Raw genomic sequence first — 12872 nt, forward strand, 5'->3', positions numbered from 1 at the left:
TCAGGCGGGAATGGCCACCTTGTCCAACAACCGGTCGATGACTTGGTCGGCCGCCACGCCATCGGTGATCGCATCATAGGAAAGCTGCAGGCGATGGCGCAGTACCGGGTGCACCACGGCACGCACATTGTCGGGCGAAACGAAATCCTGGCCGTTGAGCCAGGCATGCGCGCGCGACACCCGGTCAAGGCTGATGCCGCCGCGCGGGCTGGCACCGATCCTGATCCAGCGCGCCAGGTCAGGGTCATGCGTGGCGGGATAGCGCGTGGCATTGATCAGGTCGACCAGGTATCGGTCGATGGCCTGCGATACGTGCACCCGCGCCACCTCGCGACGGGCATCGAAGATCACCTGCTGGGCCAGGCGCGCAGGTTGCGCCGCCGCCTCATGACCGGCCTGGTCCTCTTCCCGCACCAAGCGCAGTACCTGGGTTTCATCTTCAGGGCGTGGATAATCGAGTTGCAGCTTCATGAGAAAGCGGTCCATCTGCGCTTCGGGCAACGGGTAGGTGCCTTCCTGTTCGATCGGGTTCTGGGTCGCCAGCACCATGAATAGCCCAGACATCGGGTAACTCTGCCCGGCCACCGTGATCTGGCGCTCTTCCATGGCCTCGAGCAAGGCTGCCTGGACCTTGGCCGGAGCACGGTTGATTTCGTCGGCCAGGATCACATTGCCGAACAACGGGCCAGGCTGAAAGCTGATCGTGTTGCCCTCGGCCGTCTGCTGCAGCACCTCGCCACCGGTGATGTCCGAGGGCAACAGGTCGGGGGTGAACTGAATGCGCCGCATCTGCGCGTCCAGGTGCGTCGCCAGTGCCTTGACCGTGCGGGTCTTGGCCAGGCCTGGGAGGCTCTCGAGCAGGACATGACCGTTGGCCAGCAGGCCTAACAGGACATGGCGAATGGTATCAGCCTGGCCGAGGACCTTTTCCGCGACCGATGCTTCCAGTGCCTGGACGTGTTCGTGGGTATTCACGGCAACGGTCCTTCGGTGGGATGAGCGGTGTGGTAAATCTAGACGCGCACGGCAAGGCTGCAATGGGGTGTCGTGAAGAGAACATGGCAGCACTCACGGGTTGTTGCGCCAGTAAGGTTCGATCGCCTGCAACCGTGGATCGTCGGGCGCGGCCTCGCGCATTCGCCGCACATACGGGTAGGCCTGTTCACGCTCACCGGCCAAGGCATGCAGGTAGATCAGCGTATACAGCAAGTCGGCATCTTCAGGCGCTTGCTGCAGGCCGCTGCGCAAGGCCTGCAGCGCTTCGTCGCGGCGGTTCATGCGGGACAGCAACAGGCCCTGGTTGTAGCGAATACGCGAATTGCCCGGCAGCGCCACAGCTGCCTGCTCCATCCAGTCGACCGCTTCTTGCGGCTTGCTCCGCTCGACCAGTAACAGGGCCAGCATGTACGCCAGGTTGCCACGGTCCGTTGCCGGCATCTTGTCCAGCGCAACGCCTTCGCGCAGCAGTGTTTCGGCGTCATCCAGACGCTGGCTGCTGCTGGCCAGGGTCACCAGGTTGACCCTGGCCGGTGTGAAATACGGGTCCATGTGCAACGCCTGGCGGTACTGCTCCATGGCCTGCGCGTCATGGCCCTGGCGCTGCATCAGCACCGCCAGGTTGAGCCGCCCACCAGGCAGGTCGGCATTACCCCGCAAGCGCTGCTCGTAGGCGGCAAGCGAAGTGGTGAACGCTGCGCGGCTGGCTTCGGGAAGCTGTGCCGCGGGTACATCGGCCAAGGCCCGCACGGCTTCATCGCGTACCGCCAGGGCGGGGTCCTGCAACAGCGGCAGCAACGGCGCAATACGCTGTTCAGCCGGCAAACGGGTAAAGCTGCCCACGGCATAGGCCCGTACCAGCGCGTCACTGTCCTGCAACGCCCAGCGCAGGTTGCTGGCGGCCGCAGGCCCAAGATCGGCCAGTTGCTGGGCAGCCGTTGCCCGCACGATCGCAGGGTTGTGCTTGTCCGCGAGGAGGTAGCCCAGCCGGCTGAGGCTGGTGCCTGGGTCTTGACGAACGCCATGGAACGCTTGCCCGTAATGGGCCGCGCGCTTGGGTGCGGTGAACCAGCTATCGATCGCACTGGCAGCCCACGCCGGCTCGCGGCCCTGATGGCAGGTGGTACAAGCATCCGGGCCAATGCCCTGGGCAGCCAGGTCAGGCCGAGGGATGCGCAAGCTGTGGTCACGCCGAGGGTCGATCACCATGTAATCCTTGCTTGGCATGTGACAGTTCACGCACTGCGCCCCAGGTGAGCCGGCGGCATGGTGATGGTGTGCGGGGCTGTCGTAGTCCTTGGCCTGCAGGCCGGCGAAGCGCGCGGTGTTGGGTTGAGCGTTGTGGCATTGCAGGCACAAGCCGTTGCCTTCGATACGCACCTGGGTGGTATGGGGATCATGGCAATCGGTGCAACCGACCCCGGCGGCAAACATCTTGCTCTGGGTGAAGGACCCGTACTCGTAGACCTCGCCGTCGATCTGCCCGTCGTCATGGTACAAGCCGGTGCGCAGTGTGGCCGGCAAACTCTGGTCCAACTGCGGGTGGCCAGGCATCTGGCCAGTGCCCAGGCTCTGCCGACGGCTGTGGCAGTAGGCGCATTGTTCCACTTGGCCTCTGCTGCCCAACGCCTTGACGTCCACGCTCAGCCCTTGGGCTGGCGAAGCGCCGGGATGCTCGCGGGCCCAGTCGACATGGGCCTGGCTTGGGCCATGGCAAGCCTGGCAGCCAACGGTCTTCTCCTGCCAGGTACTGGCAAAACTGTCCTTGGTATCGTCGTAATGCTTGACCAGCCGCGTCGAATGGCAATCGGCGCACATGCCGTTCCAGTTCTGGTAGCGGCCGGTCCAGTGCAGCGGATCGCCCGGTGCAAAGCGCTGCCCGGGGTACAGCGAGAACCAGCGTTGCCCACCCTGCTCCGCTGGCCGGCTGTCCCAGGCAATGGTCAGCGCCTGCAGGCGGCCGCGCGACAAGGCAACGAGGTACTGTTGCAGCGGCGCGTAGCCAAAGGTATGCAGCACCTGGAAGTCCGCAGGCTTGCCATCCTCGCCCTCGATGTTGACGAAGTACCCGCCACCCTTGCGATAGAAGTGTGCCTTGACCCCGTCCTGGTCATAGTGCACATCGTTGAAATCGCCCAGCACATTCGCCGCGCTGGCGTCGCGCAGCGCCCAGGCATGGTCGGAATGCTGCCACTGCCCGGCCTGCTGGGCATGGCAGCCCTGGCAACTTTCGGCATCGGCGTAGCCCTCGCGGTCCTTGGCCAAGGCAGGTAGTTGGCCTTCACCAACAGCTGCCGCGCCAAGGCTGACACCACTTGCAATGAGTAATAGGACCCCCAGGCAGAGCGCCACCCAACCGCCCTGCATCACCTGTGCACGCCATCCCATTCATCAGCTCCACGCTCCGCCCTGTCCCGGGCTGTTTTCAGTGCTGTCGCGTGTCGTGCCCCTTGTCTGACGTTCGCGACGGCGTCCGACTTCCAGGTCTGATCGTAGAAGGCATCTTCACTGCCGTACAGGCGCAGCGCCGCAAGAAAATTGCGCCCCGGTATCGTCTGGATGAAAACGGCGTCAGCCATTTACTGCGCGTATTTCTTGGCCCCGGCAACACAGATAACCGCACCCAGCGTTACCACAAGCATCAGCCAGCTGACGTGCTCGTGCAGAAGCAATGCGGCCAGCCCAAGCCCCATGAACGGCTGAAAGAGTTGCAGCTGACCCACTGCCGCGATGCCACCCTGGACCAGCCCTCGGTACCAGAACACAAAGCCAATCAGCATGCTGAACAGTGAAACGTAGCCGAAGCTGAACCACGCAGGGCCGCTTACCTTGGCAAAGGCATCAGGTGCTGGAAAATTGGCGATAGTCAGCAGCAACATGAACGGCAAGGCTACAAGCAGCGCCCAGCTAATCACCTGCCACCCGCCCAATGTTCGCGAAAGACGCGCCCCTTCGGCATACCCCAAGCCACAAACGACTACAGCAGCCATCATCAGCAAATCGCCCACCACCGACGCCTCTGCGCCATTCATCAACGCATAGCCAACGACCAGCCCAGCACCGGTCAACGAGAACAGCCAGAACAGTGGCCGAGGTCGTTCACCGCCCCGCAAAACGGCAAACGCTGCGGTACACAGTGGCAGCAGCCCGACAAAAACAATGGAATGTGCCGAGGTGATGTGCTGGAGGGCCAGCGCCGTCAGTAGCGGAAAACCGATAACAACACCCAGCGCGGTAACCACCAAGGAGGACACATCACCACGTTTAGGTCGCGGCTGCCGTAGCACGATCAAAAACAACGCAGCCACCGTGGCGGCAATCGTTGCCCTGGCACAGGTCAGAAACGTAGGTTCGAAGGCCGCCACTGCCACACGGGTGGCGGGCAACGAGCCCGCAAAGATCGCGACGCCAATGAAGCCGTTGATCCACCCGCTTGTTGTTCTTTCCATCGGTAAGCCCTCGATAAGTCAGGGCTCAGTACATCACTGACAGGCTCACCAAGGCCACGTACAATCCAATACAATTCAACAGAACTGTTATGCACATTAATCCAGCACAGTTGAGGATGCGATGAAGCGCAATGGCACGCGAATTCGAACGGTCATGGGTGAGATCCAGTCCAGGATAGCCTCTCGGGCCTACACACCGGGTGCGAGAGTTCCTTCGGTCCGCGCAATGGCTCAGACAATGCAGTTTTCGGTTTCTACCGTCCTTGAGGCCTACGAGCGGTTAATGGCAGAGGGTGTACTTAGCTCGCGCCCTGGTTCGGGCTTTTACGTAGCCGGGCCGGTGGCGCCATTGGCACTCACCGAACTTGGCCCAAAACTTGATCTTGAGGTCGACCCGTTGTGGATCTCGCGCCAGTCTCTGGAAACCTCCAGCGATGCGCTGAAACCGGGATGCGGCTGGCTACCGCCCTCCTGGATGTTCGAAGCGGGCATGCGTAAAGCGCTTCGGGTCGTTGCCCGTTCAGACACGGCCAAACTGACTGAATACGCTTCTCCGCTTGGGCATCCGCCGCTCAGGCAGTTTTTGTCACGGCGGCTGGCTGGCATCGGGATCGAAGCCCCTCTTGAACAGATCATGCTCACCGAATCGGGCACGCACGCCATCGACCTGATTTGCCGTTTTCTGCTGGAACCGGGCGACACGGTGCTGGTGGACGACCCCTGCTATTTCAACTTTCACGCACTTCTGAAAGCGCACAGGGTAAACATCGTAGGCGTACCCTACACGGCAACGGGCCCAGACATCGAGGCGTTCGGCACTGCCCTGCTCGAGCACGCCCCCCGGTTGTACATCACCAATTCCGGCATCCACAACCCAACAGGGGCCACCCTCTCTCCGGTCACGGCGCACCGCCTGCTCAAGCTGGCCGACAACTCCAGCCTGGTGATCGTGGAGGACGATATCTTCGCCGACTTCGAACATACGCCCGCGCCACGCCTGTCTGCCTTCGATGGCCTCTCTCGCGTCATCCAGATCGGCAGCTTTTCCAAGACTATCTCCGCCTCTGTCCGCTGCGGCTATATCGCTGCGCGTGGTGAATGGATCGACAGCCTGGTCGACCTCAAGATTGCGACAACCTTCGGCGGTGGGCGCTTGGCCGCGGACATCATCCATCACGCTATTACCGATAGCGGGTACCGCAAACACATGGAAAGCGTTCGCCTCCGGTTGGCCGAGCAAATGGACGTAACAGTGGCCAGGCTTCAGGCCATTGGTATCAAACCCTGGATAACGCCCCAGGCAGGTATGTACGTGTGGTGCCAGCTCCCACAAGGCAAGGACGCAGCAACGCTGGCGAGAACCTGTTTGAATGACGGTGTAGTGCTTGCGCCCGGAAATGCTTTTAGCCAGTCCATGACGGCAGGCGACTTCCTTCGTTTCAACGTTGCTCAATCAGGTGACGCCAGAGTTTTCGACGTGTTGAAACGGGCCCTGGGTGCTTAGCCGCAAGGCCACAAAGCTGCCTCGGTCACCAGCGCAGCAGGCGTGGCCCGAGCAAGGTGCCCGCCAAAGCCGGCACCAGCATGCCCAGCACATACCAGAGCCCCCAAAACGGCGCCTCCATTTCCGGGCAATGCAGGCAATAGGCAAGGGTAGCCGTGGCACCTGCCAGCAGACCGCCCGCCGCGCCCGCCTGACGCAGGTGAATGGGTGCCAGGCCACGCAGCGCCCAGCCAATGGCAATCAGGGTGGGTACCGACAGCAAGGCGATGTTCAAGGCGCAGGTGCGCCAGGTGCGCCCCAGGATCAGCTCGGCACGGGCACCCTCTGGGGCACCGAGCAAGCTCGTCGCAGCCCCCAGCCAGACCAACAGCAGCGGTAAACCAAGCAGCCCCCATAGCGCGCCGCCTTTCACTCCAGGCCTGGCCAACCGCTGGGTCAGCCACAGCGTCAGCAGCGCCACGCTACCGGGCAAGGCAAGCTTGGCCCAGAACAGCGGGGTGTGCGCCACCAATGCCAGGTCGGCGCGCACACCGTACAAGGCCACAGTCATCAGTACCGCACCCAACGCACCGCCCAGCACCGCCAGCGCCAGGCGTCGGGCCAGCGCATGGCGTTGCACCGGCCCTTCGCCGGCGGCCAGCAGGGCTATCAGGTCATCGGTCTTCATCGTCGCCCTTGCCTCCCATCAGCTTGGCCAATGCCTTCAGGCCCCGGTGAATGCCCACTTTCACAGCCGAGCTGGACAGGCCGGTCATGCGCGCGGTTTCTTCCACCGAAAGCCCCTCCAGCTTGACATGGACGATGGGCAAGCGCTGGCGCTCTGGCAATTGCGCCAACAGCTTGGCCAGGTCCCGAGTGGCTTGAGCCGCCTCTTGCTCGCTGGCGGCAAACAGGTCGCTGTCATCCTCCAGCCCTTCGTGCAACGCATCGTGGCGGGCGTAACTGCGATAGTGGTCCGCCAGTTTATAGCGGGCAATGGCCTGCACCCAGGCGGTCAGCGGTTGCTGCGCCTGGTAGGTGTGGCGGGCGTTGTGCACGGCCAACAACACCTCTTGCAGCAGGTCTTCGACTTCGCAGGGGCGTTGAGCAAGGCGCCGTGACAAAAAACTGCGCACGTGCACGGCCAACGCCGCCAGGAACATCCGATAGGCCGCCGCATCGCCGGTCAGCCCTTGCAGCAGCAACGCCTGCAACTGGGCCTCGCGTGCGCCAAGTGCCTCCTGAGTAATAGTTCGTTGCATCGGCCACCCGGGTTACACCCACCGTGGAAGTTTTTGTCGCGTAAAACCTGCCGCCTTCATACGGTAGGCGACTGTCACGCGGCCGCACTTTTTTTTCAAGGTGCTGTAACCGGTTCGGCCCAGCGGGCGAACTACTCCATGAGCCGCCGGTACAACGCCGCGGCCCCATCTTCCGGAGACCGCATCATGAAAACCCTCGCCCTCGCCACCGCCGCCCTCGCCCTGGCTTCGCTGGCCGGTGCTGCGCTGGCCGCTGACCCGGCCAACACCACCAGCGCTGGCGCTGCCATGGAGAAATGCTACGGCGTCGCCATGGCCGGCAAGAACGACTGCAAGGCTGGTGCCGGCACCACCTGTGCGGGCAGTGCCAAGAAGGACTACGACGGCATGCACTGGAAAAACGTGCCCGCAGGCACCTGCACGTCCATCAAGACACCCAGCGGCATGGGCTCGCTGACCCCGATCAAGTCCTGAGCGCAGGCCGTCGACCATGAATAGCATCGCGCCTCTGGGCGCCGGGCTCGGGCTGAAGGCCGAGCACTACACCGACGCCCTGCCGTGCCAGGCCAGTGGGCTGTGGTTCGAAGTGCACCCGGAGAACTACATGGTCGGCGGCCCGCGCAGGGCTTGGCTGCAACGCTTCGCCGAGCGCCACCCGCTGGCGCTGCACGGTGTCGCGCTATCGCTGGCGGCGGACGCCGCACCGGATGCGGCACACCTGCAACGCCTGCGGGCGCTGGTCGATGAGGTGCAGCCGACGCTGGTGTCGGAGCACCTGGCCTGGTCGACCTGGCGCGGGCTGTACCACCCCGACCTGCTGCCCTTCCCCCGCAGCAACGAGGCCCTGGCCCGCATCAGCGACAACATCTCGCGCACCCAGGATGCCCTGGGGCGTTGCATCGCCCTGGAGAACCCCAGCCACTACCTGCGACTGGAGGGGCATGACTGGGATGAAATCGGCTTTCTCAACGAACTGGTGCGTCGCACTGGCTGCAGCCTGTTGCTGGATGTCAACAATGTATACGTCAGTGCCCACAACCTCGGGTTCAGCGCGGCAGCGTACCTTGAACGTTTTCCGGCTGCGGCCATCAGCGAAATACACCTGGCCGGCCACAGCCACGACTCCGAGGGCAGCCTGCTGATCGACTCCCATGACGCCGCCATCACCGCGCCAGTCTGGGCCTTGTATCAGCAGTTGATCGCCCGTATCGGCCCCCGCCCGACGTTGGTCGAGCGCGACGGCAACCTGCCTGCGTTCGATGAATTGCTGGCAGAGCGTGACACCGCCCAGGCGCTGCTCGATCAGGCAGGTACACGACCATGACACTTTCCCTTGGCCAGTTTCAGGACGCTTTCATCGACGCGCTGTATCACCGCCCTGCCCCCCAACTGGCCGCACTGGCGGGCCAAGCTGCATTCGCGGTGTACCGCAACAGCGTGCTGGCAGGTGCTGTCGAAGCCCTGCGCGGCAACTTCCCCAGCGTCGAAGTGCTGGTCGGCCAGGCCTGGATGCAGGAGGTCGCCGCGGCCTACGCACAACGAATGCCGCCAGACGACCCACGGCTGATCCACTATGGCGCGGCCTTCGCCGACTTTCTCGAACCGCTGCAGCGCCACTACGACATGCCTTACCTGGCCGATGTCGCCCGCCTGGATTTTGCCTGGTGCGAAGCATTTGCAGCGCCCCTGGAGCCCTGCCTTGTATTGACCGACCTGGCTGGGATGACCGCCGCAGACCTGGCAAACAGCTGCCTGGCACCACGAACCAGCGTGCGTTGGCGCTGGTTCGCACAGCACCCGGTTTTCACCCTGTGGCACTACAGCCGCGAGGGCCTGGCCTGGCCGCCAGAGCAGCCCTGGATCGCAGAGGGCGCGCTGTTGAGCGGCACGGCAGAAGGTGTCGCCAAACAAACACTGGAAGTCGGCGGCTGCGCCTTCCTGGATGCCTGCGCCCAAGGCCTGCCCCTGGAACAAGCCTCACAGGCCGCACTGTCGGCCCAGCCCGACCTGGACTTCACACAGCTACTCAGCCGCTTGCTGGCGGCACAGGTCTTTCGTCCCCTGTCATTCGCCTGAAGGAGGCGTCATGGACACCACTCACCTCTCCCACCCCGGCAATGGCCTGCGCCAGCGCTGGAACCACCTTGCCGACCGGGTGCAGACGCTGTTGAGCGACACCCTGCTGTGCCTGGTGGCGCGCGTTGCCATCGCCTCGATCTTCTTTCTCTCTGGCCGCACCAAAGTCGAGGGCTTGCTGACCATCACCCCCTCTACATACGACTTGTTCCAAGGCGAGTTCGCCCTGCCGCTGGTATCGCCCTGGCTGGCAGCCCACCTGGCCACCTACGCTGAACACCTGTTCCCGCTGCTGCTGGTGCTTGGCCTGTTCACACGGCTTTCGGCGTTCGCGCTGCTGGGTATGACCACAGTGATCGAGGTGTTCGTCTACCCCGATGCCTGGCCGACCCATTTGTCCTGGGCCGGCCTGTTGCTGCTGCTGATCGGGCGGGGAGCGGGTGCCCTGTCGCTCGATCGCCGACTGGGGCTGCGTTGAGGTGGCCCTCCCTGTCAGAGGGCCGGCACCTGCCGAGCATCTCTTCGCACGGCTTGAGGGGGTACACCAAACCCACGGATGAACACCTCGCGCATATGGCGACGGTCCCTGAAGCCAGCCTCCTTGGCCACCACATCCAGGCTGTGCCGACTCTGCTCGATCATCAGCCGGGCAGCCTCCAGGCGCAGGCTCTCGATGGCCTTGGCCGGTGACTGCCCGGTCTCGGCGGTGAACACACGGGTGAATTGGCGCGGGCTCAGGTGCACCACTTCGGCAAGCTCCTCCACGCTCAATGGGCGGCTTAGGTGTTTGCGTGCGTAGTCCAGCGCGCTCTGGATACGGTCCGACTTGGGCGCAAGCGACAACAGTTCGGAGTGCTGGGACTGCCCGCCGGAACGGCGTTGGTGCATGACCATCTTGTGCGCAACCGACCTGGCCATCTCGGCGCCCAGGTCCTTTTCCACCATGCCCAACGCCATGTCCAGGGCGGCGGTCATGCCGGCAGACGTCCATATGTTTCCATCGACGATGAAAATCCGGTCTTCCTCGACATCGATCTTGGGGTGCAATTCACGCAGCTTGGGCGCATAGGCCCAGTGGGTCGTTGCGCGTCGCCCATCCAGCACGCCTGCCTGCGCCAGCACGAAACAGCCGGTGCAAAGCCCTGCTGTGCGCCGCGCAGCATCGACGAAGCCCCGCACGCAGGCCAGTACCTCTGCACCGGGCGGCGTCCAGGGCGTCAACGTGCCAGTGACCATCCAGGTGTCCGCCAGGCCCGGGGCGGCCATGGGTAGCGTGTCGATATGCATCCCCAGCGAGGAGCGCACCATGCCGCCTTCGATGGAAAAATTCTCGATCCGGTAAACCGCGCTGCCCACGACGATGTTGGCGAGCTCGAACACGGTTTGCGTGGCCAGTGACATGATCTGGAAGCCTTCGGTGATCAAATAGCCGACCCGGTGCATGGTGGAAGCCCTCTGCGCAATGTCCTGAAACACTACCATATACGTCGTTTAAGACAAGCAGCGCCTTCTGCATCATGGCCACACATACCCAAACAACGGAGTATCACCATGACACAGGTATTCAAAGGCACCGCGCTCATCACAGGCGCCTCCACCGGCATCGGTTCGATTTACGCAGAGCGGCTGGCACGCCGCGGCTATGACCTGGTGCTGGTGGCACGCAACCGGGAGCGCCTGAACGCATTGGCCGGCCGGCTCACCAGCGAAACCCGACAGAACGTGGAAGTGCTCCCGGCAGACCTGGCCAATGCCGATGACCTGGCCAAGGTCGAACGCAAGTTGCGCGAAGACGCCAGCATCAGCGTGCTGATAAACAATGCCGGCATCGGCACCCATACCAGCCTGCTGGACAGCGATGTCGAGCGCATGGCCGAAATGATCACCCTCAACGTTACCGCCCTCACCCGCCTGACCTATGCGGCTGTACCTGGTTTTGTCGCTCGCGGGCAAGGTGCGGTCATCAACATCTCGTCCGTCGTCAGCCTGGCGCCAGAGCTGCTCAACGGCGTCTACGGCGGCAGCAAGGCCTATGTCACCGCCTTTACCCAAGCGTTGAACAAGGAACTGGCGGGCAAGGGTGTGAAGGTACAGGCGGTACTGCCTGGGGCCACCGCCACTGATTTCTGGCAAATCGGCGGCTTGCCGGTCGAAAACCTCGACCCCGCCATCGTGATGTCGGCCCAGGACCTGGTGGACGGCGCGCTGCAGGACTTCGACAACGGCGTGCTGATCTCCCTTCCATCACTGCACGACCTGCAAGCCTTCGACCAGTACGAAGCTGGCCGACAGGCCCTGTTCGGCTTGCTGTCCAGCAACCAGTTGGCGCCGCGTTACAGCGTTGAGTAAGGGCTGGCGTGGAGCGCTGGGACCTTGCCGCCAGCGCTTCATGCAACTTTCATTTCAAGAGAGAAAGTCTTGCGCTATTCAAGCTGTTTATCGACTCAATCAAAACGCATAGCCTGAACCCACTTTCCAATCCCCAATGAGGTAGCGCCAATGAAGGCCGTCGTTTACACCCAGCCTGGGTTGCCGATCCAGGACCCACAGTCGCTGTACGACACACAACTGCCCACACCGAAACCTGGCGCCCGAGACCTTCTGGTTGAAGTCAGGGCCATCGCCGTCAACCCGGTCGATACCAAGATCCGTGCAAGCCGTGGTGGAGAGCAACCACAGGTCCTCGGCTGGGATGCGGTCGGCGTTGTCCGCGAAGTCGGCCCAGAAGTAACGTTGTTCCGGCCCGGCGACGAAGTTTTCTATGCCGGCGCCATCGACCGCCCTGGCAGCTACAGCGAATTCCATGTGGTGGACGAGCGTATCGTCGGGCACAAGCCCCGCAGCCTGGACAACGCCAGTGCCGCTGCCCTGCCCCTGACCTCCATTACCGCCTGGGAGCTGCTGTTCGACCGCCTGGGCGTTGAAGAAAACGGCGGCCAGGGCCAGAGCCTTCTGGTGATCGGTGCCGCTGGCGGGGTTGGCTCGATCCTGGTGCAGCTCGCCAGCAAGCTCACCCAGCTGACCGTCATCGGCACCGCTTCAAGGCCTGAAACCCAAGCGTGGGTCAAAGCACTGGGGGCTCATCATGTCATCGACCACACCGAATCGATCCCCCTGCAACTGGAAACGCTCAAGCTTGACCCGGTCGACCATGTGATCAGCCTGACGCACACCGACACCTACCTCACCCAGCTGATCGAAGTGCTTCGCCCACAAGGCAAGCTGGCACTGATCGACGACCCGGCGCAACTGGATGTGGTGCCGCTCAAGCGCAAGTCGCTGTCCCTGCACTGGGAGCTGATGTTCACGCGCTCGCTGTACAAGACCGAGGACATGATCAAGCAGCATCAACTGCTCGAGCGCGTTTCGCAGCTGGTCGATGAGGGCGTGCTGAAGACGACCCTCGGCGAGCACTACGGCACGATCAGCGCCGAGCACCTCAAACGTGCCCACGCCATGATCGAGAGTGGAAAAGCACGTGGCAAGATCGTTCTGGAAGGCTTCTGATCGTGTGTTGACTCACCTTGCTTGAACCTGCCAGCCGGTTTGCCGCTGCGTACCCTGTGCTGATCGGCTGCGCCCTGCAAAAACGTTGGAGGCAATTGG

Annotated in this window: 14 protein-coding genes; 7 read left to right on the plus strand and 7 right to left on the minus strand. The window is 63.1% G+C overall.

Annotation, left to right across the window (positions count from 1 at the left end; all coding sequences use genetic code 11):
* The 4 genes from DM807_RS20115 to DM807_RS20130 form a co-directional block, all read right to left on the minus strand.
* On the minus strand, positions 1-975 hold the full coding sequence (locus DM807_RS20115; protein WP_012272680.1) for an AAA family ATPase: 975 nt from the start codon (positions 973-975) through the stop codon (positions 1-3).
* Between the two features lie 93 nt (positions 976-1068).
* The gene (locus DM807_RS20120; protein ID WP_179027799.1) at positions 1069-3384 is read right to left on the minus strand and encodes a tetratricopeptide repeat protein; all 2316 of its coding nucleotides are present in this window, start codon (positions 3382-3384) and stop codon (positions 1069-1071) included.
* Positions 3363-3575 (minus strand): hypothetical protein, encoded by a 213-nt coding sequence (locus tag DM807_RS20125; protein ID WP_012272682.1) that lies wholly within the window; start codon positions 3573-3575, stop codon positions 3363-3365. The genes DM807_RS20120 and DM807_RS20125 overlap by 22 nt, the downstream gene beginning before the upstream one ends.
* Positions 3576-4445: a DMT family transporter gene (locus DM807_RS20130; RefSeq protein ID WP_012272683.1), complete on the minus strand. Its 870-nt coding sequence runs from the start codon at positions 4443-4445 to the stop codon at positions 3576-3578. It lies immediately after the preceding gene.
* 121 nt (positions 4446-4566) lie between these two features.
* Between DM807_RS20130 and DM807_RS20135 the strand changes: the two genes are divergently transcribed.
* Positions 4567-5949 carry an aminotransferase-like domain-containing protein gene (locus DM807_RS20135; protein ID WP_012272684.1) on the plus strand — a complete coding sequence of 461 codons (1383 nt, stop codon included), beginning with the start codon at positions 4567-4569 and terminating at the stop codon, positions 5947-5949.
* A gap of 25 nt (positions 5950-5974) precedes the next feature.
* Here DM807_RS20135 and DM807_RS20140 read toward each other — a convergent pair whose 3' ends face one another.
* Both DM807_RS20140 and DM807_RS20145 read right to left on the minus strand, forming a co-directional pair.
* On the minus strand, positions 5975-6616 hold the full coding sequence (locus tag DM807_RS20140; RefSeq protein ID WP_179027800.1) for a DUF1109 domain-containing protein: 642 nt from the start codon (positions 6614-6616) through the stop codon (positions 5975-5977).
* Complete coding sequence (locus DM807_RS20145; protein WP_041166520.1) at positions 6603-7190, minus strand: sigma-70 family RNA polymerase sigma factor; 588 nt, start codon at positions 7188-7190, stop codon at positions 6603-6605. Before DM807_RS20145 ends, DM807_RS20140 begins: the two co-directional genes overlap by 14 nt.
* A 186-nt stretch (positions 7191-7376) precedes the next feature.
* Here DM807_RS20145 and DM807_RS20150 point away from each other — a divergent pair, with 186 nt between their 5' ends.
* Genes DM807_RS20150 through DM807_RS20165 form a run of 4 tightly spaced genes read left to right on the plus strand, consistent with a single transcriptional unit; the run spans position 7377 to position 9744 of the window.
* Positions 7377-7664: a BufA1 family periplasmic bufferin-type metallophore gene (locus DM807_RS20150; protein ID WP_012272687.1), complete on the plus strand. Its 288-nt coding sequence runs from the start codon at positions 7377-7379 to the stop codon at positions 7662-7664.
* Between the two features lie 16 nt (positions 7665-7680).
* On the plus strand, positions 7681-8514 hold the full coding sequence (gene bufB / locus DM807_RS20155) for an MNIO family bufferin maturase (protein WP_179027801.1): 834 nt from the start codon (positions 7681-7683) through the stop codon (positions 8512-8514).
* On the plus strand, positions 8511-9266 hold the full coding sequence (locus tag DM807_RS20160) for an HvfC/BufC N-terminal domain-containing protein (protein WP_012272689.1): 756 nt from the start codon (positions 8511-8513) through the stop codon (positions 9264-9266). Before bufB ends, DM807_RS20160 begins: the two co-directional genes overlap by 4 nt.
* 10 nt (positions 9267-9276) lie before the next feature.
* Positions 9277-9744: a DoxX family protein gene (locus tag DM807_RS20165; RefSeq protein ID WP_179027802.1), complete on the plus strand. Its 468-nt coding sequence runs from the start codon at positions 9277-9279 to the stop codon at positions 9742-9744.
* 14 nt (positions 9745-9758) lie between these two features.
* Here the strand turns inward: DM807_RS20165 and DM807_RS20170 are convergent, their stop codons facing one another.
* Complete coding sequence (locus DM807_RS20170) at positions 9759-10709, minus strand: GlxA family transcriptional regulator (protein WP_060514124.1); 951 nt, start codon at positions 10707-10709, stop codon at positions 9759-9761.
* Positions 10710-10817: 108 nt separating this feature from the next.
* Between DM807_RS20170 and DM807_RS20175 the strand changes: the two genes are divergently transcribed.
* Entirely contained in the window at positions 10818-11615 is a 798-nt protein-coding gene (locus tag DM807_RS20175) for an SDR family NAD(P)-dependent oxidoreductase (protein WP_060514071.1), read from the plus strand.
* Between the two features lie 150 nt (positions 11616-11765).
* Positions 11766-12773, plus strand: a complete 1008-nt coding sequence (locus tag DM807_RS20180; RefSeq protein ID WP_012272693.1) for a zinc-binding alcohol dehydrogenase family protein — start codon at positions 11766-11768, stop codon at positions 12771-12773.
* Positions 12774-12872 lie beyond the last annotated feature (99 nt).

Origin of the sequence: Pseudomonas hunanensis (assembly GCF_013393325.1) — a bacterium.
Classification (GTDB): domain Bacteria; phylum Pseudomonadota; class Gammaproteobacteria; order Pseudomonadales; family Pseudomonadaceae; genus Aquipseudomonas; species Aquipseudomonas putida_P.